Annotated in this window: 16 protein-coding genes; 7 read left to right on the top strand and 9 right to left on the bottom strand. The window is 60.0% G+C overall.

Annotated features, from left to right (window positions below; genetic code table 11):
- Positions 1 to 9 precede the first annotated feature (9 nt).
- Both AB1805_07240 and AB1805_07235 read right to left on the bottom strand, forming a co-directional pair.
- Positions 10 to 648, bottom strand: a complete 639-nt coding sequence (locus AB1805_07240; protein MEW5745212.1) for a carbonic anhydrase — start codon at positions 646 to 648, stop codon at positions 10 to 12.
- A 274-nt stretch (positions 649 to 922) separates the two neighbouring features.
- Entirely contained in the window at positions 923 to 3,304 is a 2,382-nt protein-coding gene (locus AB1805_07235) for an NADH-ubiquinone oxidoreductase-F iron-sulfur binding region domain-containing protein (GenBank protein ID MEW5745211.1), read from the bottom strand.
- 100 nt (positions 3,305 to 3,404) lie between these two features.
- Between AB1805_07235 and AB1805_07230 the strand changes: the two genes are divergently transcribed.
- Positions 3,405 to 4,325 (top strand): selenium metabolism-associated LysR family transcriptional regulator, encoded by a 921-nt coding sequence (locus AB1805_07230; GenBank protein ID MEW5745210.1) that lies wholly within the window; start codon positions 3,405 to 3,407, stop codon positions 4,323 to 4,325.
- On the opposite strand, the gene AB1805_07225 is transcribed toward AB1805_07230, so the two are convergent.
- The 4 genes from AB1805_07225 to htpX form a co-directional block, all read right to left on the bottom strand.
- On the bottom strand, positions 4,322 to 6,346 hold the full coding sequence (locus AB1805_07225; protein ID MEW5745209.1) for a biotin/lipoyl-containing protein: 2,025 nt from the start codon (positions 6,344 to 6,346) through the stop codon (positions 4,322 to 4,324). The two genes, AB1805_07230 and AB1805_07225, sit on opposite strands and share 4 nt — an antisense overlap.
- A 159-nt stretch (positions 6,347 to 6,505) precedes the next feature.
- Positions 6,506 to 7,963, bottom strand: a complete 1,458-nt coding sequence (locus tag AB1805_07220) for a biotin carboxylase N-terminal domain-containing protein (GenBank protein MEW5745208.1) — start codon at positions 7,961 to 7,963, stop codon at positions 6,506 to 6,508.
- A gap of 6 nt (positions 7,964 to 7,969) precedes the next feature.
- The gene (purE, locus tag AB1805_07215) at positions 7,970 to 8,461 is read right to left on the bottom strand and encodes a 5-(carboxyamino)imidazole ribonucleotide mutase (protein ID MEW5745207.1); all 492 of its coding nucleotides are present in this window, start codon (positions 8,459 to 8,461) and stop codon (positions 7,970 to 7,972) included.
- A gap of 202 nt (positions 8,462 to 8,663) precedes the next feature.
- Positions 8,664 to 9,515, bottom strand: a complete 852-nt coding sequence (gene htpX / locus AB1805_07210) for a zinc metalloprotease HtpX (GenBank protein ID MEW5745206.1) — start codon at positions 9,513 to 9,515, stop codon at positions 8,664 to 8,666.
- A 385-nt stretch (positions 9,516 to 9,900) separates the two neighbouring features.
- On the opposite strand from htpX, the gene AB1805_07205 reads away from it, so the two are divergent.
- From AB1805_07205 to AB1805_07180, 6 genes are all read left to right on the top strand, one after another.
- On the top strand, positions 9,901 to 10,893 hold the full coding sequence (locus tag AB1805_07205) for a chromate resistance protein ChrB domain-containing protein (protein ID MEW5745205.1): 993 nt from the start codon (positions 9,901 to 9,903) through the stop codon (positions 10,891 to 10,893).
- A 17-nt stretch (positions 10,894 to 10,910) separates the two neighbouring features.
- The gene (locus tag AB1805_07200; protein ID MEW5745204.1) at positions 10,911 to 11,195 is read left to right on the top strand and encodes a hypothetical protein; all 285 of its coding nucleotides are present in this window, start codon (positions 10,911 to 10,913) and stop codon (positions 11,193 to 11,195) included.
- Positions 11,196 to 11,208: 13 nt separating this feature from the next.
- A complete protein-coding gene (locus AB1805_07195; GenBank protein ID MEW5745203.1) occupies positions 11,209 to 11,769 on the top strand; it encodes an HDIG domain-containing metalloprotein in 561 nt (186 codons plus the stop codon).
- 20 nt (positions 11,770 to 11,789) lie between these two features.
- Positions 11,790 to 12,998 (top strand): MFS transporter, encoded by a 1,209-nt coding sequence (locus AB1805_07190; GenBank protein ID MEW5745202.1) that lies wholly within the window; start codon positions 11,790 to 11,792, stop codon positions 12,996 to 12,998.
- A gap of 44 nt (positions 12,999 to 13,042) precedes the next feature.
- The gene (locus tag AB1805_07185) at positions 13,043 to 16,228 is read left to right on the top strand and encodes a PEP/pyruvate-binding domain-containing protein (protein MEW5745201.1); all 3,186 of its coding nucleotides are present in this window, start codon (positions 13,043 to 13,045) and stop codon (positions 16,226 to 16,228) included.
- Positions 16,229 to 16,391: 163 nt separating this feature from the next.
- On the top strand, positions 16,392 to 16,841 hold the full coding sequence (locus AB1805_07180) for a YbhB/YbcL family Raf kinase inhibitor-like protein (GenBank protein ID MEW5745200.1): 450 nt from the start codon (positions 16,392 to 16,394) through the stop codon (positions 16,839 to 16,841).
- Positions 16,842 to 16,925: 84 nt separating this feature from the next.
- Here the strand turns inward: AB1805_07180 and AB1805_07175 are convergent, their stop codons facing one another.
- The 3 genes from AB1805_07175 to AB1805_07165 all read right to left on the bottom strand — a co-directional run.
- Complete coding sequence (locus AB1805_07175; protein ID MEW5745199.1) at positions 16,926 to 17,660, bottom strand: rhodanese-like domain-containing protein; 735 nt, start codon at positions 17,658 to 17,660, stop codon at positions 16,926 to 16,928.
- A 36-nt stretch (positions 17,661 to 17,696) separates the two neighbouring features.
- On the bottom strand, positions 17,697 to 18,290 hold the full coding sequence (locus AB1805_07170; GenBank protein MEW5745198.1) for a rhodanese-like domain-containing protein: 594 nt from the start codon (positions 18,288 to 18,290) through the stop codon (positions 17,697 to 17,699).
- Between the two features lie 226 nt (positions 18,291 to 18,516).
- A partial coding sequence (locus AB1805_07165; GenBank protein ID MEW5745197.1) for a hypothetical protein occupies positions 18,517 to 19,635 on the bottom strand: 1,119 nt, incomplete at its 5' end.

The raw sequence follows: 19,635 nt of genomic DNA, 5'->3' as shown, positions 1-19,635 counted from the left end.
TCTCCCCGCTCATGCCCTGCCCCCGATCCCCTCGAAGCGGTCGGTCGACGGATTGTAGGAGCAGATGCTCCCCATCCCTATGTCGTAGTACCACCCGTGGAGATGCAGGCTGCCCTCTTCGAGCGCCCGCGAGACGAACGGGTAGGACTGGATATTCTTCAGCTGCAGCAGGATGTTCTCTTCCTCGGTGATCCGCAGGCGGACCGCCGACGACGTATGCGCCTGCGGGTAGAACCGTTCGACGATGCGGCGCACCGGCCTCGCGAGATCGAGCCACTCGCCGAGGTGGGGAGTACGCCTGAAGGCATCCTCGTCGCTGTAGAGCGCCTGCATGGCCCCGCAGTTCGAATGCCCGCAGACGATGATATCTTTCACCTTCAGCACGAGAACGGCGAACTCCAGCGCAGCGGCGACGCTGTTTTTATCCTTGATGGCATCGTAGGGCGGGATGATGTTGCCCACGTTCCGCACGATGAAGAGCTCCCCGGGCCTGCTCTGGGTGACGAGATTGGGGTCCACGCGCGAATCGGCGCAGGTGATGAAGAGCACCTCCGGCGTCTGCGCCGCCGAAAGCCGCCTGAAGAAATCTTCCTCCCTCTTGAAATAGGACCGTTGAAAGGTATGAATGCCCTTGTAGAGCTTATCCACGATGCATCTCCATAAAAAAGACCTTTACCCCCTTTCAGGCAAGAGGCAGGAAGTACGAGGTGAGAAGCCAGAAGCATACGCCTTCAGTTCCTGCTTCCCCGCTCTTCCTTCCTGCTTCGCAGGAGGTAAAGGTCTTGCTTGTTAGGTTGCTCTAACCAGCGGCGCCGGGCCGACCATCCCTTTGTGCCGACCGTATTGACGACCACCGCTGCAACAGCTACTCCCCTTTACATTAGTTTTAACTTACCCTAAATACGCCATTAAGTCAATAGACCTAATAAATGTCCTCCGACAGATAGATCACCTCGGGGAGCAGGTAAGAGACGACATCCCGGTAGGAGATGATCCCTATGACCTTCTCGTTTTCGGTCACCGGCAGATGCCTGATCTTCCTCTCGGACATGAGATTGATGGCAACGCCGAGGTCGGCCGAGGCGTCGAGCGTTATCGGGTTGGGGGTCATGACATTCCTCATCACTTCGTTCTTGAACTGGACCCCTTTGACGAAGCAGTGCATAATGTCCCTCTCGGTGAAGATACCGATGAGCTCCCCGTTCGCATCGGCCACGATCAAGGAGCCGATGTTCTTGCCGTCCATGATCGTAACCGCATCGGCGACAATGCAGTCGGGACTGCAGGTCTCGACGCGCATCGGCTTGCTCTGAAGAAGATCCTTTAACGTCATTCGCGCGCTCCTTTCGAGTACTTCGATATTTTCCGACGGTATGCCGAACTGCTCCTGCAGCCTCACCACGCTCTGCTTGTGAATAGTGACCGCCTGCACCGGGCAGACGTTGTAGCACGCCCTGCACTGGGTGCAGTAATCGCGGTCGATAAAATACTGGTCCCGTGTCTCCTTGACCGCATCGAAGGCGCAGGACTCCTTGCAGAGGCCGCACCGCAGGCACTCGGTCTGGTTGATGATGAACACGCCCAGCCCCGCGCAGACCTGGGCGCGGCAGTAGCGGTCATAGACATGCTCCTCGACCTCCTCCCTGAAGTACTTGATTACCGAGAGGATCGGGTTCGGAGCGCTCTTGCCGAGGCCGCAGAGCGAGCCCTTCTGTATGTTCTTGCCGAGCTGAATCAACCGCTCGATATCGCCGTGCCGGCCCTCTCCCCTGGTGATCCGCTCCAGGATCTGGAGCATCTGGTAGGTGCCGATCCTGCAGGGCGGGCACTTGCCGCACGACTCGGACTGCGTGAAGGAGAGGAAGTATTTCGCTACATCGACCATGCAGGTGTCCTCGTCCATGACCACCATGCCGCCCGAGCCCATCATCGACCCGACGCGGATGAGCGAATCGAAATCGACCGGCAGATCGAGATGGCTCGCCGGGATGCAGCCGCCGGAGGGGCCGCCGGTCTGGACCGCCTTGAACGCCCTGCCCTCGAGAATCCCGCCGCCGATATCGAAGATGATCTCCCGCAGGGTCGTACCCATCGGGACCTCGATGAGCCCCGTATTCCTCACCTTGCCGGTGAGAGCGAAGACCTTCGTGCCCGGCGCGCTCTCGGTCCCTATGCTCCTGAACCACTCCGCTCCCTTCTCGATGATGACCGGAACGCAGGCGAGGGTCTCGATGTTGTTAATGGTGCTCGGATAGCCCCACACCCCTCCCCCCACTTCCGAGGGAAGCGGCGGCCGGGTCCTCGGATATCCGCGCTCGCCCTCGATCGAGGCGACGAGCGCCGACGCCTCGCCGCAGACAAAGGCCCCTGCGCCCTCGCGCACATCGAGGTGGAAGCTGAAGCCCGTGCCGAGAATATTCTGCCCGAGGAGCCCCAGCTCCCCGGCCTGACGAATGGCATGCCTGAGATTCTTGACCGCAAGGGGGTATTCATGCCGCACATAGATGAAACCGTACTGCGCACCCGTAGCATAGGCGCAGAGGAGCATGCCCTCGAAGAGACTGTGGGGATCGCCTTCCATGATCGAGCGGTCCATGAACGCTCCCGGGTCCCCCTCGTCGCCGTTGGCAATGACGAACTTCACGCTGCCCGTCGCGCCCTTGGTGTGCCGCCACTTCTGGCCCGCGGGGAACCCGGCGCCGCCCCTTCCTCTCAGATTCGCGCGGTCGACCTCGTGCAGCACCTCCTCGGGGGTCATCGAGAAGAGCGCCTTCTCGAGCGCGCCGTAACCGCCGACCGCAAGATAGTGGTGAATGTTGCGGGGATCGATCTTGTCGTTGTTCCTCAGCGCGACCCTCATCTGTTTCTTGTAGAAAGGGATCTCCGTCATCTCGGGGATGGGCTCGCTCGTGATATCCTCCCGGTAGAGCCCCTGCCTGAAGTGGTCCTCGCCCCGGGACAGATAACTTATCATAGGCCCTGCATGCTCCGGCCGGACCTTCTGGTAGAAGATATTCTCGGGATCGGTCCTCATGACCGGCCCCTTCTGGCACATGCCCTGGCAGCCGGTCTTGACGACATCCAGGGGAAGCCCTTTCTTACGGCCCTCGTCCTCGAGGGCGGCGACGACCTCGTGCGATCCCATCGCCGCGCAGGCGGTGCCGCAGCACACCTTTACCTTTTGCATACCGCTATCGGACGGCTCCTCTTTCAGGCCGCTCCGCAGCGCCACCAAATCCTCTCTGTTCCTCAGCTTCGTCATGATCCTCCCTGCCGCTCTTCTGCCGTCGAGCCTCGCTTTCACTGTATCATTTTACTATCACTTTACACGGATTCGCATGGTTTTATCACCGGTCTTATCCCTTCATAACGAAATCTCATAGTACTGTGGTATTATAATGCGTATGGATATCAAGCTGAAGCTCTTCTGCGCGGTCGCCGAAACCAGGAGTTTCTCGAAGGCCTCCAAGATCGTCCATCTCACCCAGCCCGCGGTAAGCCTCCAGATACAGGCGCTCGAAGAGTTTTTCGAGACCAAGCTCTTCGACCGGTCCGAGGGGGCTGTCAGGCTGACTCCTTCCGGGAGGATTCTCTACCGGCATGCAAAACACCTGCTCCAGCACTACACCGATATCGAGAAGGAGATCGGGAAAGTCACCGGCATGATCAAAGGCGGCATCACGGTGGGCGCGAGCACCACGCTCGGCAACCACGTCCTGCCCCGCGTCATCATCGACTTCAAGAGGAAGCATCCCAAGATCAAGTTCAGCATGCTCGTGAGCAACACGAAACGGATCGAGGATCTCCTCATGTCCGGGCTGATCGACCTCGGCCTGGTCGAGGGGGAAGTCTCCCGGTCCACCCTGCGCATAGAGCCGATCGTGCCGGATGAGCTGACCCTGATCGTCCCCCCTGCCCACCCGTGGGCGCGGAAGAAGGTGGTCCCCGTGCTCGACATCACGCGAGAGCCCTTCATCCTGCGGGAAGAGGGCTCGGGCACGAGGGACCAGATCGAAGGATACCTGAAGGCCCACGGCGTCACTACCAACGATATGCATATCGCCTTGACCCTGGGGAGCACGGAATCCATAAAAGAGGCCGTCGAAGCGGGCATCGGGATATCCATCGTCTCGAAACTGGCGGTAAAGAAAGAGGTGGAAGACGGGAGGCTGAAGCTGGCGGTCCTCAGGGAGGGGAAGATACTCAGGAGCCTCTCCCTCATCATGCCGTCGAAGGCCCGGCTCTCGCCCGCCGTCGAAGAATTCGCCCTCTCCGTCAAATCCTACCCTTACGAGCACCTCTCCGCAGGAGAACGCACCCGCTAATCGATTCTCTCGGCAGGCTCCGGGGCCTTGGGCTCTACTTTCGCGAGCACGAAGAGCACCTGCCCCTCCTGCACCGTATCGTTCAGCTTCACGCAGACCTCGACGATCTGCCCGTCGAAGGGCGCCACGATCGCGTTCTCCATCTTCATCGCCTCGAGGTTCGCGATCTCCTCTCCCTTGTGGACGATGTCGCCGGCCTTGATGGCGCCGCGCTCGGGGTTGCCGATCCTCCAGAGATTGCCGTTGATCGGCGCGCCGACCTCGTGCGGCCCCTTGGCCATCCGTATCTCGACCCGCTTCGCCCTCGGCGTCTCGACGGTGTAGACCCGCGTCTTGTTGTTCACCTTCATGACGACATGGATCAGTCCCTCGTGCTCGGCGCCCACCGAGACGAGCTCGATGCAGTAGGGTTTGCCCCAGAGCTCGAACTCCACCTTGTCGCCCGGCCTCTGCAGTCCCCCTCTCCAGACATTCGTCGGCAGGAGGAGCGGCGCCTCGCCGTAGCGCTCCCTGAAGTTGATCACCTCGAGCGCGTCCTTAGGGTGCATGAGATAGAGGATGAACTCCTCTTCCGTCGGCGTCCTGCCGAGGCTGTCGGCCAGGCTCTGCCTGAGCCGTTCGAGGTCGTCGTCAGCCACCGACTCGAGCGGAGAGGTCTCCTTGCGTTCCTTGACCTTCGCCTTCCACTCCTCGCCGAAGGTGCTCCGGTAGACCCACTCGGCAGGCCATCCCATCGGGAGCCTTCCATAGCCGCCGAGCAGGAGGTTCTTGAAGTCGCCCGGCGCATTCTTGAAGAGCTGCAGCAGCTCCTCCTGCTCGTGCTTCTCCATGCTCTCGAAGACCTGCTCCTTCCCTTCGACGAACTTCGTAAGGAGCTGTATGATGTGCCGCACGCCGGCGGCGCCCTTCTCCTTGTCGTACCGGTTCACGATGCCGCTGCAGGTGACCCAGGTGATCTGCGAGCCGGGGGTCACGTCGAAGTACCTGATGATCCTGTTGTACAGGGACATCACCTTCAGTATGGCGGGCATGAGGTGCAGGAACCCGCCGTTCGCCGCCTGCTCGAACGAGCTCGGGAAGGCCCCGCCGGGCATCCGGTGCTCGGTCACGGTGTGGTCGTATCCCTTGAACGGCGACTCCGCCCATTCATAATGCCCGATCCAGTCGCGGACCTTCTGGACAGCGGCTTCCGCATGCGGCCTGCTGATGTTGACCGCGATACCCGACTCCTCGAGATAGGCCTGCAGCCCCAGGATGGGCGCCTGGCCGTAAAACCGCGTGAGCGAATCCTCCTGCACATCGAGGATCTTCGCCCCTGCCTGTGCCGCGGCGAGGAGCGCGGGCATGGCGATGCCGTCAGTCGAGTGGCGATGGTACTGCACTTCGAGCCGGGGGTACTTCTGCTTGATCGCATCGACGAGGCTGCGGATCCGCTGCGGGCTGCCGACGCCCGCCATGTCCTTGATGCAGAGGATGATCTCGTCGACGCCGCCGCAGAGATCGACCATGTCCCTCACGACACTGAGATAGTAGTCGTTGGTCGTCCAGTCGGCCTGCGTGAAGGATATGGCGGGCTGGAAGATCCTCCCCCGCTTCATCACCACTTCGGCGACGGTGCGCATGTTGCGGACATCGTTGAGGAACGAGAAGCAGCGCCAGACGTCGATATCGACCCTCGAGACCACGTATTCGATCAGGTTCTTCGGATAGGGACGGTAGCCGAAGAGGTTGGTCTCGCGGATGAGCGTCTGGAGCAGCACGTTCGGCATCAGCTCGCGGAGCAGGTCGATCTCCTCGAAGGGCGTCTCCCTCCGGTTCATGACCCCCACATGCCACCGCGCGCCGCCGTGGCACTCCGCGCTGAAGAGCCCCATCTCGTTATAGAAGGGGGCGAGGGTCTTGAGATCGTAAATCCGGTGGCGGTTCTTGTAGTCCGACTGCCCTGCGTCGCGCATGCCGGTGGAGGTGAGGAAAACGCCGGGAGCGGACCGCACCGCCTTGACGACCTCCCGGGGCGACATGCCCGGTTTGACGAGTACAGGGGCCGGACAGCTGCCGTTGTTTTTTCGGGGGCTGCTCCCCTGGGCGTTATCTTCTTTCTGCTCGGTCTTCTTTTCCACCATCGGCGCTCCTCTTCCCTGATATCGGTAGTGTTCTGCGTTCCGCGCTCCGCCGCTCCCCTACATCCACTTCTGGGGGCCCAGGGCCGAAATCTCCGCAACGTATTTCGCGATCTTAAGCGCCTCGTCCTCGCTGTTCTTTTCCTTGAACATCGAGATGAGCTCGGCCATATGCTCTTCTATGAAACGGGTCGAGAACTCCCCCGTCATGAACGCCGGGTGCCTGATGATGCTCAGGAGCAGCGGCGCCAGGGTCTTGATCCCCTCGACCCTCAGGTTCCTGCTCAGGGCCCGGTCCATGGTCCGCACCGCGTCCTCCCGGTCAGCTCCCGCCGTCATGAGCAGCATGAAGAGCGAGTCATAGTAGGGCGGGATATCGGCGCCTTCATACACGCCTGAAGAGATGCGTACGCCGGGACCCTGCGGTATCTGGAGACGGGTGATCGTGCCGAAGGAGGGGCTGAAGGTCTTGGGGTCCTCGGCATTGAGCCTGACTTCGAGCGACCAGCGGTTCGGGACGATCTCGTCCTGGGTAAAGGGCAGCCTCTTGCCCATGGCCACATCGATCATGATGCCGACGATGTCGAGGCCGGTAATGAGCTCGGTCGTGCCGTGCTCCACCTGGAGGCGGGTGTTGACCTCGAGGAAATAGAACTTCTTGGTCGGCGCGTCGAAGATGAACTCGACCGTCCCCGCCGTGGTGTAGCCGATCTCGCGCATCAGGCGCACGGCGGTGAAGCATATCTCCTGGCGGAGGTTGTTGTCGAGCGAGGGCGACGGCGCCTCCTCGATGATCTTCTGGTTCCGCCGCTGGAGCGTGCACTCCCGCTCGAAGAGGTGCACCACATTGCCCTGTTCATCGGCGACGATCTGGACCTCGATATGCCTGCCGCGCTCGATGTATTTCTCGACGAGTATCTTTTCGTCACCGAAGGCCTTCTTCGCCTCGGAACGCGCCTGGGCGAAGGCCTGGGGGATCTGCTCCTCGCTGTCGACCTTCGCCATCCCCTTGCCGCCGCCCCCTGCAGCCGCCTTGATCATGATGGGGAACGCCACCTGCTCGTCCTTCATCCATTTTTTGATCTGCGCCACGTCGGTTACGTCGCTGATGCCGGGGATGGTCGGCACGTGGGCCTTCTGCGCGAGGACCTTCGCCTCGATCTTGTCTCCCATCATCCTGATCACCTGCGGGGAGGGGCCTATCCAGATGAGCCCCGCGTCGATGACCCGCTGGGCGAACTCCTCGTTCTCGGCGAGGAAGCCCCAGCCGGGGTGAATCGCGTTCGCCTTGCTCCGCAGGGCGGCATTGATGATGCTGTCCATATTGAGGTAGGATTCGACGGGAGGCGCCTCACCGATGTGCACCGCCGTATCGGCCATGAAGACATGGTGGGCCAGCCGGTCGGGCGTGCTGTAGACCGCCGTGGTGGGGATCTTCCGGTCCCTGCAGGTATGCATGATCCGCACCGCCGGGACGCCGCGGTTGGCGACGAGAATCTTTTCTATCGTTCTCTGCATAGCGCGCTATCTCTCCTTGAGCTTCTTCGATTTTTCGAGGAGCTTCGCTCTCGTATCCTCCCTGAAGGCTTCCAGCTTCTGTGCGAGCTCCGGGTGCTTTATCGAGAGGATCGAGCAGGCGAGATAGGCGGCGTTCTTTGCGCCGTCGATCGCCACGGTGGCGACGGGGATGCCCGGGGGCATCTGCACGGTGGAATACAGGGCGTCCACCCCGTTCAATGCCCCTGACTTGAGCGGGACGCCGATGACCGGGAGCGTGGTATGCGAGGCGACGACTCCTGCGAGGTGCGCCGCCATGCCAGCGCCTGCTATCAGCACCTCGATGCCCCGCTCGCGGGCGGTCCTGGCGTAGTCGGCGGTCTTCTCGGGGAGCCGGTGCGCAGAGCTTATATCGATCTCGTATGGTACGCCCATCTCTGCAAGCACGTCGGCAGCCTTCTCCATGACCGGCAGATCGCTGTCGCTCCCCATGAGAATTCCTACCAGCGGTTTCTTCATTGCGCCTCCTTGCTGCCACCCCTGCGAGGGGTCGCGCTCCCCCGGCGGGTCGTATTTTTAAGGTCAAAAATTTTAGCAGAAATGCCGCGCTTAACGCTACAAAAAAATAAAAGCGACACCATTATGTCTTTCTAATGAAAAAGGCTGAAGGCGTCTTTCCGCGCCTTCAGCCTCTCTGCTCGGATACTTCCGTGTCTATCGCTTACGAGCGCCTGTGGGCCATGCCCTCGAGCCTCGCGATCCGCTCTTCCATGGGCGGATGGGTGCTGAAGAGCTTCAGCAGCGCGCCGCCCGAAAGGGGGTTCACGATGAACAGGTGCGAGGTCGCGGGGTTCGCGTCCATCGGGATGCGCTGGGACGCCATCTGCAGCTTCTTGAGGGCGCTCGCGAGGTGCATCGGGTTGCCCGCGATCCTCGCCCCGCCCGCATCGGCCCCGTACTCCCTCGACCGGGAGATCGCCATCTGGATCAGCAGCGCCGCGATCGGGCCGACGATCATCATGACCAGCGCGGCGATGGGATTGCCTCCCTCGTCATCGTTCTGCCTGCCGCCGCCGAAGATCATCGCCCACTGGGCCATCTGCGCCAGGTAGCTGATCGCCCCGGCGATTGCAGCGGCGACCGTGCTCACGAGTATATCCCGGTGCTTGATATGCGCGAGCTCATGGGCGAGCACTCCTTCGAGCTCCTCGCGCGAGAGGATCCGCATAATGCCGGTCGTGACCGCCACCGTGCCGTGGCTCGGGTTCCTTCCGGTAGCAAAGGCGTTCGGCTGGTCCTCGTTAATGATGCAGACCCGCGGCATCGGGAGCTCCGCCTTGTGGGCAAGCCTCCTCACCGTACCGTAGAGCTCGGGCGCCTCCGCCTCGCTCACTTCCTTGGCGCGGTACATCCTGAGCACGATCTTGTCGCTGAACCAGTAGGTAATGAAATTCATGCCGAAGGCCATAATGAGGGCGAAGGTCATGCCCGTCCTCCCGCCCAGCGCGCCCCCGACAAAGACCAGCATGAGGGTGAGCGTCACCATCAGCACCATCGTTTTCAAGCCGTTCATCCGTATCCTCCTTTACCCCGCGACTCGCTCGCGGGCATCCTTGCATACAGGTTCATGAGTGCATATAAAAAAACCCTTACCCCGATCAATGCCCGAACCAGCTATTCATCGTGGTAAAGGTCTCGCTTATCAGTCCTGTTGTCCTGACCGGGGGCACCGGGCCGATTACCTTCTTTGCCGGCCGTGCTGACGATGCCCGCCGAGGAAGCTACTCCCCTCTACGTATATATCAAATGTAACCAATAACACCCCCTCCTGTCAAGCGGTTTTTCAAGGAGCGAGCTAACCCGAACGCCTTGATTTCCTAGATGAATACCGCACCGGCAGCCGGCAGCGGCAGCAGGGGGGTTGACTTTCCTTGTATCAACTGTTACATTACGATCAAATGATACATTCATCACAGAAAGACCTGTCGGGATGGCTGCTCTTCTTCTACAGCGTTCCGTCGAAGCCGGTCAGCAACCGGATGAAAGTCTGGAGGAAGCTGCTCAAGGCGGGAGCGCTGCAGTTCAAAGGCGCCGTATACCTTCTGCCTTACAGTGACGAGCACTATGAGCTCCTCCAGTGGCTCATCGCCGAGATCGCTGCAATGGACGGCGACGGCGGCTTCGCCAGGGTCGAACGGATCGAGACGATGAGCGACCGGGAGATCGTCGAGCTCTTCAACCAGCAGCGGGAGCGGGAGTACCGCTCCGTAGAGAAAGGGATCGAAGAACTGGAACGGAAGGTCGGCAGCATCAGGAAAGGGGGCGGCGCACCGAAAGACAAGACGCTCGCCGAGCAGCATGCACGGCACCTCAAGGCATTCGAGGAGATCAGGAAGGCAGACTTCTTCTCCTCCAGGGCGGGACGGGAGCTCGAGAAGAGATTCAAGGCCGTACGCACGGAACTGCGAGAGCTCACCGGCGCCGCTCCCGGAGGGGCCGCCGCCATAGTCCCGAAGCGGAGAGAGGACTACCAGAAAAAGACCTGGGCGACCCGCAAGAGACCCTTCATCGACCGGATGGCCTCGGCATGGCTGATCCGGACGTTCATCGATGCGCATGCGTCGTTCAGCTTTGTCGACGAAACCGCCGCCTCCGCCGCGGGAGCAGGCGCCGTCACCTTCGATATGCGGGGAGGCGAGTTCACCCACGCCGGGGACCTCTGCACGTTCGAGGTGCTGATGAAGTCGTTCGAGCTCAGGGACCGGGCGCTCAAAAAGATTGCGGAGATCGTGCACGAGCTGGACATAAAGGACGAGCGGTACCGGAACGAGGAGTCGAGGGGGATCGAAGAGATACTGACGGGCATACGAAAAACGGTAAGGGACGACGGGGAGGCGCTCCTGAAGGGAATGGCCGTATTCGAGATGCTGTATGCATCGAAGACTCAATAAGAGGGAGGGACACCATTATGCCGCCTGTTGAAAAACACATCAAGGCAAGCATCGAGAGCACGGGGAAGGAATACCGGGACGTCCATGAATGGCTCGACAAGGACCCGGAGAAAAAGGCCGAGCGGCACGACGTGACGAAGATGTACGAGTACGGGAGAATGATCGAAGAGAAGTACGGCCCGGAGGCGCACCGGGAGTACATCCGCCACATCCACGACGACCTGAAGGCGAAGTTCGAACATGTGCAGCATGACCTCGAAAAGGCGATAGCGGATACGCTCGCCTACTTCGGGGTGAAGTAAAGGGGGAGCTCATATGACCTACACCGCTGGCAACGCCGATATCGAACTGCTGCGGAAGGCAGGAGTTTCGGAGGATGATAGAGCGCATTGCAGGAAAGTTGCGGAGAAAGCCCTCGAGATTGCGCAGCGGACCGGGGCGCCCCTCGACAGGGAGCTTGTCGGGAGGGGCGCCCTCTTCCACGATCTCGGAAAAGCGAAGACGCACGAGATCGAGCACGGGAAGATCGGCGCCGAGATGGGAAAGGCCCTCGGTCTCCCCAGCGCCGTAACGGACATAATGGAAAAACACATCAGGGGCGGTCTCACCGAAGAAGAGGCAAAGGAGCTCGGGCTTCCGGCAAAAGATTATACGCTCAGGAGGCTCGAGGAGCGGATCGTGATCTATGCCGACCGGCTCGTCGACATCATCACCGACGGCATCGTCGACATAGGCAGCGATGAGCGGGAGGCCGAGAGAAGGTTCGAAGAGATACTCAGGGGGTATCCGAAGTACGGCAAGAATGCAATGACCCTCGAGCGGTATCTCGGCTATCACCGCGAGATACAGGGATTGATCGGCAGGCAGCAGCGCTGAAGGAAAAGGAGCGGCAACGGGTGAGACCGGATCCTTTCACCATGCTGTGTACGGCGGGGCTCTTCGCGATCTTCAGCTCGACCATCTCGAAGAGCCCGGTGCTGCCCCTCTTCGCCGCGCACCTGGGCAGCGACCCCGCCGGGGTCGGCATGATCGCCGCGGTATCCGCATTCACCGGCATCATCGCCAGCATACCTGCGGGCATGCTCTCCGACCGCTGGGGCCGGAGGAGGGTGCTGCTGATCGGGGCGGCGGTATTCTCGACGGCTCCCTTCCTCTATCTCTTCGTGCGGGAACTATGGCAGCTCGCTCTCGTCAGGTTCTATCACGGCTTCGCCACCGCCCTCTTCATCCCCGTCGCCATGGCACTGGTTTCGGACCTGTTCTATAGGGAGAGGGGTGAGAGGTTAGGGTGGTTCTCCACTGCGACCCTTCTGGGCAGGTTTATGGCCCCTATAGCGGGAGGGAGCATTATCGGCGCGCTGGTATTCAATCCGGGCATCAGCTACAAGGCGGTTTATCTGGTATGCGGAGCAGCGGGAGTAGTCGTCCTGTTGCTTGCCCTCAGGATACCCGACCCCGATGCAGGGCGGAAGAGCGGTCAGGGGTGGAAGGAAACCCTGCAGGCTCTCAGATCGGTAGTCTCGAGCAGGAATATCCTTATTACGAGCGGGGCCGAGGCAGCGATCCTCTTTGCCTACGGGACGTTCGAGACCTTTCTCCCCCTCTATGCCATACAAGCAGGACTCAGCGCCTATGAGGTCGGTCTCTTCCTTTCCGCGCAGGTAATTACCCTGGCTCTGACGAAGCCGGCCATGGGACGATTCTCAGATAAGCATGGAAGAAAACCTCAGATCGTTACCGGCGCCCTCATCGGCTCGCTCTGCATCGGGAGCCTCTCGCTTCTCCGGTCATTCGTTCCGTTACTGCTCCTGAGCGTTTTGTTCGGCCTCAGCCTCTCGATCGTCACCTCGGCGACTTCCGCCTTTATTGCCGATCTGAGCAGGCGGGAGACGCATGGCTCGGCCATGGGAGTGCTGGGCTCGATCATGGATATCGGGCATACTACGGGACCGCTGGTCTCGGGGATCGTAGCGGTGCGCTTCGGGCTCGCTTCGTCTTTTACAGGAGCAGCACTGGTGCTTGCGGCAGCCACCCTCGTATTCTGGGCAGGAGTAACCGATATCGGTCATAAGAATTCCGGTCATCTTAGTACGGGCAGCGGGTAAGCTCCACTACCGCGCCCTGAACACAGCGTACGGAAGGGGAACCTATGACAGGACTGCGCAGCATCTTCACACGGAGACAGGTCTGCATGCCGCTGATCAACCTGCAGGGGACCCACGTGCGGAAATACCGCTCCTTCAAGAGCTACCTTAACCACAACCACACGGCGCTCAAGATCATTGCCGATCTCGAGCAGAGATACTACAGCGGAAAGCCTTTCATCCCGACCTCGATACGGACATCATACGAGGAGCTGCTGGAAGCGGTCTACGGCGCCATCCATTCGCTCGAAAGCCTCTCGGGCACCTCCTGTGCCCGGCTCGCTGCTACGCTTGCTGAAATAGATAATGCCCTCTCGGATGATCTCAGTCCGCGCTACCCCTTACTCTCCCAGGCCCTCGTGCTCCCTTTTGAGGACATTACCCCTGAACTGAAGAGCATGGTCGGCGCGAAGGCAGGGAATCTCGCGATTATCAGGAATAATCTCGGCGTGCCGGCACCGCATGGCTTTGCCGTTACCGCCTATGCCTTCGAGCGGTTCATAGGAGAGAACCGCCTCAGGAAACCGATCGAACAGCAGCTCGGGAAGATCAACCCTGATTCCCCCGAGGATATGGATGAGATGAGTAAGACCATCCGGATGATGATTCTCAAGGCCGAGCTGCCGCAGGATCTTCATCGGGAATTGATGAGCGCCTATGCCGCTCTCGAGGAGAGGGCAGGCAGCGGCATCCCCATAGCCATGAGGAGCAGCGCCATAGGCGAGGATTCGGAGGCCACCTTTGCCGGACAGTACACCTCGGTGCTCAACGTTACACGATCACACCTTATCGAAGCCTATAAGACCGTTGTTGCGGGCAAGTATTCCAGCAGGGCCATTTCCTACCGGATGCATTACGGGCTGGACGACCGGGAGACTCCCATGTGCGTTGCGGGAACGGTCATGGTCGATGCACGGGCCAGCGGCGTTATCTATACGGGAGGGATTGACCCTGAAAACAGGAAGGTCATCAGAATAACGTCCCTGTGGGGTCTGGGCGAGCGCCTTGTGGAGGGGAGCGCATCGTCCGACTCATTCCTCGTTGCACGAGATAACGGGGAAATAGTAGCGAGGGAAATAAGCAGGAAGGAGCAGCGCAGTGTACGCGCCGCTGCCGGGGGTACCCTCCTCGAAGAGGTGCCGGAACCCGAGCAGCAGCTTCCCTCGATAAATGACGCCGTTATCGCCGACCTCGCTCGCTGCAGCCTCACGCTCGAAAACTACTTCGGAACGCCCCAGGATATCGAGTGGGCTCTGGACAGCAGGGGCACTATCGTCATTCTGCAGTCCCGTCCCCTGATGATTACGGAGCCTCAGCAGGATCGGGAGCCCGTCGCACGGGAATTTCCCGACCATCCGCTCCTCCTTTCGGGAGGACAAGCCGCCTCTGAAGGAATAGCGGTCGGCACTGTCTTCATGGTAAAGGAGGGGCAGGGGATGGCGGCGGTTCCGGATAACGCCATCCTCGTCGCAAAGACCGCGTCGCCCCACTATGCGAACCTCGCCGGCAGGCTCAGCGGAATCATCACCGATATCGGCAGCATCACCAGCCACCTCTCCTCGGTTGCCCGAGAGTTCGGCATACCGGCCCTCGTGGATACGAAGAACGCTACCGACCTGCTCCCTGACGGAGAGACGATTACGCTTTCGGCGTCCACCGGGAGGGTATACAAGGGAGTGGTCGATGCGCTCACCCGCGCTGCACACCCTGCCAGAAGATTCATCTTCGATACCCCTGTCCACCGGAGGGTAAGACGTATCCTTGACCGGATCGCCTCTCTTGCCCTGATCGATCCGGAGGCGTCGACCTTCTCTCCGGAAGGGTGCAAAACACTGCACGATATCGTGCGGTTTACCCACGAACGTGCGATGCAGAGCATGTTCGGCCTCACCGATGAAGCGGAGGGGACGCAATCGGTTGAGCTGACCGCACCTATCCCCCTGACGCTCCGCCTGGTGGATCTGGGCGGCGGGCTCAGACCGGGGCTGACCACCTGCGATGCCCTTACCCCCGAGCATATCGAGTCGGTCCCTATGAGGGCATTGTGGAGGGGCTTCACCTATCCCGGCATAACCTGGGAAGGAACGATCAATCTCTCTATGCGGAAGATGATGACCCTCTTTGCCTCGAGCGCGATTTCCGAATTCGGGGAGATACCGGGAGGCACCAGTTATGCGGTTCTCTCCGGAGACTACCTGAATCTCAGCGCGAAGTTCGGCTACCACTTTGCAACCCTTGATGCGTTCTGCGGAAATAGAAGCACGCAGAACTATATCGCCCTCCAGTTCGCCGGAGGTGCAGGAAACTATTACGGAAAATCGTTGAGGGTCTCATTCCTCGGCGGTGTCTTACAGCGATTGGGGTTCCAGGTGTCCGCGAAAGGCGATCTTCTGGAAGCGTACCTCACCGGCTATGACCGCGCTTCGACTGAAGACAGACTCGACCGGTTGGGAAGGCTCCTTGCCTGTTCCCGGCTTCTGGATATGGCGCTCTCGAGCCAGGGCGACGTAGAGAGAGCGATCGCCGCATTCTTCAAGGGCGACTATGACCTCCTCTCGAAAGGACGGGCCGATCAGTTGAGCAACTTTTACACCTACGGCGGCTACTGGAAAAGAGACCGGGAAGATGATCAGAGCTGTTGCGTCCAGGACGGCTCAAAGTCTGGTTTCACTCTTTCGTCGGGAGTGGCGGGAATCGTGGGGAAATTTGTCGGCCCGTCGCTCCAGGAGTTCCTCGATACTATAGAGGCCTACTACTATTTTCCTCTAGCCATCGCAAAAGACAGCGAGATGGCCGATGGGTCGGTCAGCGTTCGCGTAAAACCGATCGGCGGACATATCGACAGAGCGGGGGGTATCGCTTTCGGCGTGCGCAACGCGAGCAACTACTTCGTGCTCCGGATCAATGCGCTCGAAGATAACGTGATACTCTTCGAGTATGTCAACAATAAGAGGATTAAGCGCGTCGGCGCGCAGGAGACGATACGGTCCGGCACCTGGTATGAGCTCAAGGTTGAAGTAAGCGGAAATCGTATAAGGGGCTGTCTCGACGGCAGAGTGGTAGTAGAGCACACGGCTGAACAGCCGGTCGAGGGATTTGTCGGGCTATGGACCAAGGCCGATTCGGTCACCTTCTTTTCTGAGATAACGATCCGGATTGGCCATCAGGAGAAGATTATCGGATGTCAGTAACGGTCCGACCGGCCCTCTCACTATTACGCGGGAGAGCGCTGCCGTGTACCATCCTGCAGTGTTATATCCTTCCTGCACTACCCTGTTCGGACCGTTGACTTTTTCTCTTCTCCTGCTATCATTTTGATACGATTCAAAGAGACACGGCAAGGAGGGTACGAGAATGGGTACTATGAGAATTACCAGTCCCGTATTCGAGGACAACGGTCCCATCCCTGAAAAGTATACCTGCGACGGCGACGATATCAACCCCCCGCTCGTCATAGACAAGGCGCCGCCCGCTGCCCGCTCCCTGGCCCTGATCGTCGACGACCCCGATGCGCCGATGGGCACCTGGGTGCACTGGGTGGTGTGGAACATCGATCCGGCCACGAGGACGATCGGGGAGCACGCGCTTCCGAAAGGGGCCGAGCAGGGGATCAACGACTTCAAGAGGCACGACTACGGCGGCCCCTGCCCGCCCTCGGGCACACACCGCTACTTTTTCAAACTCTACGCGCTCGATACGACGCTTCATCTGGACAAGAAGGCGAAAAAGGCCGACCTGGAGAAGGCGATGCAGGGGCATGTCATTGCGCAGGGACAAATCGTAGGGTTATACAAGAGGAAGTGACAGCCGCCTTTCAGGATGCCTGCTCTCCGAAAAAAACTCCCTGCAGCAGCACGCTGCAGGGAGTTTCTAACGGGGCGAACCGGACTACTCTTTGGTTATCGTGTACTTGCCGTCTTTGTCGATCTTGATGTCGGCATCGAGGAACTTCACCTTGTAGCCGGCGTCCTTCAGGATATTGTAGGCCATCTCGGCCCTGACGCCGGTGACGCAGTGGGTGATGATCTCCTTATCCCTGGGGATATCCTTCAGCCTGTCCTTGATATCGCCGCCGGGAATATTCAGCGCTCCCTTGAGCATGCCCTGCATCGCTTCGTCCTCATCCCGGACATCGAGGATGAGCTTGCCCGCGGGCAGGGTCTCGGCAACGACCTTGAAGTCGTCGATCGAGATCGCGCCGGGTCTCGGCTTCGGCACATAAACGACCGTGGTGCCCACGTCGCCGCTGACCACGAGGCCGCCGATACCCTTCCACGCTTCGAGACCGCCTTCGAGCGCGGAGGTATTGGAATAGCCCCAGCCGCGCACGGTCTTGAACGCCTCTACCGCAGCCTTCGTATCAGTGCCGTAGAGAATGATCGGGGCCGACTTGCTGCCGGGGAAGCGGTCCTTGGCTTTTGCGAGCTCGCTTGCGGGGATCGAAACAGCGCCCTGGATGTGACCCTTCTTCGCTTCAGCGGTCGGCCTGACATCGATAAGGACATTGGGGATATCCTTGTCCATCATCTCTTTGAGGTTCTTCGTGGAGGAGAGCACTGCATTGCCCGCCTTTTTCCAGGCAGGCATGCCGTCGAGGTATACTTTCACCCTGGTATAACCCATTTTCTCTGCCTTAACTGCAGAGGACGTGCTCAGTCTTCACGTAGGGCCGGCGCAATAGAAGACGAGCAGCTGATCTTTCTCCTTCGGAAGCTTGTCCGTGTTCTTCTCGAACTCGGCATCGTATATATTGATCGAGCCGGGGATATGTCCCTCGATGTACCGCGGCGCCGGCCGCGAGTCGACGAGCGTGAAATTCCCCTTTTCGGGGCCCATGGCGACGAGCTTCGCTATCTCTTCGGTCGATATCAGCTTCTCGGGGGCCACCTTTGCGGGAGGCTTGACCGAAACGCTCTGCGCATAGAGGCCGCCGTCCTGCTCTCTGATAGCGATGGCGATCTCTTTCTCTTTCGGAATCTGGCTCCACTTCTCCGCGCCGATGAGCTTCGTGTCATCGTCGTAGGTCACGACCCAGGCGGCAGGCCCGATATTGATCTGAACGGTGCCGGTCTTGTTCGATACCCCGCCGAAAGCGCCGCGCAGGATGTTCTCATCAGGCTTATGACACTGCTTGCAGGGCGGCGCGATCTTCGGCTTCTGCGGCGCATCGGCTGCTATTCCCATGACACTGAAAAGAAACAGTGCTGCGGTCATGAGGGCGGCCAATAAGGCGACTCTGCTCTTCATTACCATACAAACCCTCCACTGAAAAGTAGCCCGGACGAAGTCGGGCATTTCTAAAGAGTTTACAAACTATTTACCTAATTTAGTTATATATTAGCTGCATCCCGAACAATAATGCAATAACCCTCATGCGCCTCTCCTGTCCGGCATTGATAAGGCTTTTATTTATGCAATATATTCCTGGGCGGTTGCCGTGGATAAAGGCGTGCGGGCAAAGCGGTCCGCACACCGGCGCTCAGCGGAGCATATAGAGCACCATAACGTTCATCAGATAAATCAGGATGATACCGAGGGAGTCCCATGCCAGGGGCAGGCGCTTTCGTTCCGCCCGGTAGGTAAGGCCTATCACCGCAACGGCGGTCATGGCGGTCGCCGAAAGCCCCGAGACGATGTGGTCGGGCTGTGCAAAGGCGAGGAGAGGTCCTCTCGTGAAGAACAGGTCGTCGATGGAGAGAATAAGTATATTGAATATATTGCTTCCGAAAAGATTCCCTATGGCCAGGTCGACCGCCCCCATCCTGACGGCGGAGAAAGAGACCACCAGCTCGGGAAGCGTCGTCGAAACGGCGATGAATATAGTGCCGACAAAGGTCTGCCCCAGCCCGGTCACCCTCGCAAGCCCCTCTCCTATGCCCGGCAGAAAAAGCGCTGCAATAATGACGACCAGTGCATTGAGGCCGTAGTTGAGCAGGGCCGTTCTCAGCGGCACCTTCTCGTATCTCAGCTCCTCGGCCCTCTCCCGCACGTACTCGGAGAGCCTCCTCTTCTCATAGGAGTAAATCAGCCTGATGGCGACGAAGTAGAGCAGTATGAAGAGCAGGCTCGAAGGGGATATCCACCCCAACGGCGCTGCCCGCTCATCGAGGAACAGATTGACCACTACCAGGCTCAGAAGAAGCATGCCGAAGGCAGCAGCAAGCACATGCCCGTAGTGCGCCCGTGCCGAAAGCGGCGCCGGCCGATGCACTGCATCGAGGAGGGCCAGGGTGAACATGTTGAGCACGCAGGCGCCCAGTACGTTGCCGACGGCGATATCGGGAACGTCGGCATAGGTGATGGAGCTGATCCCGGTCACCAGCTCCGGGAGCGAGGTGACCGAAGCCATGAGCACTACCCCGACCCAGGTCCCGCCGAGGCCGGTCTTTTCGGCAATGATATCGCCGTACTTCGAGAGTTTCATCCCCGAATAGACGATCACCGCCGTACAGCCGAAGAACGCCAGCCAGAGGACCGTCACCGCGCTGCTCCCTTCGGCACGCTCAATGCCCTCCCTGTATGCCCGGCATCCGGAAAGGAGGGAGCCGGGAGAGCGCGGCGCCGCCGCGCGCGGCGGCCGCCCCGGCGGGGCGGTTGA

This window comes from Nitrospirota bacterium, assembly GCA_040752355.1.
In the GTDB taxonomy this organism is placed as follows: Bacteria; Nitrospirota; Thermodesulfovibrionia; order Thermodesulfovibrionales; family Dissulfurispiraceae; genus JBFMCP01.
The sequence above is the reverse complement of the archived record's forward strand: the minus strand, read 5'-3'. Positions and strand labels throughout refer to the sequence as shown.

Coding starts and splice junctions, on each gene's coding strand:
- AB1805_07230 (MEW5745210.1), top strand. CDS start 3,405: ATGGATATCAAGCTGAAGCTCTTCTGCGCGGTCGCCGAAACCAGGAGT.
- AB1805_07225 (MEW5745209.1), bottom strand. CDS start 6,346: ATGTCGCCCCGGGAGGTCGTCAAGGCGGTGCGGTCCGCTCCCGGCGTT.
- AB1805_07220 (MEW5745208.1), bottom strand. CDS start 7,963: ATGCAGAGAACGATAGAAAAGATTCTCGTCGCCAACCGCGGCGTCCCG.
- purE (MEW5745207.1), bottom strand. CDS start 8,461: ATGAAGAAACCGCTGGTAGGAATTCTCATGGGGAGCGACAGCGATCTG.
- htpX (MEW5745206.1), bottom strand. CDS start 9,515: ATGAACGGCTTGAAAACGATGGTGCTGATGGTGACGCTCACCCTCATG.
- AB1805_07205 (MEW5745205.1), top strand. CDS start 9,901: ATGATACATTCATCACAGAAAGACCTGTCGGGATGGCTGCTCTTCTTC.
- AB1805_07200 (MEW5745204.1), top strand. CDS start 10,911: ATGCCGCCTGTTGAAAAACACATCAAGGCAAGCATCGAGAGCACGGGG.
- AB1805_07195 (MEW5745203.1), top strand. CDS start 11,209: ATGACCTACACCGCTGGCAACGCCGATATCGAACTGCTGCGGAAGGCA.
- AB1805_07185 (MEW5745201.1), top strand. CDS start 13,043: ATGACAGGACTGCGCAGCATCTTCACACGGAGACAGGTCTGCATGCCG.
- AB1805_07180 (MEW5745200.1), top strand. CDS start 16,392: ATGGGTACTATGAGAATTACCAGTCCCGTATTCGAGGACAACGGTCCC.
- AB1805_07175 (MEW5745199.1), bottom strand. CDS start 17,660: ATGGGTTATACCAGGGTGAAAGTATACCTCGACGGCATGCCTGCCTGG.
- AB1805_07170 (MEW5745198.1), bottom strand. CDS start 18,290: ATGGTAATGAAGAGCAGAGTCGCCTTATTGGCCGCCCTCATGACCGCA.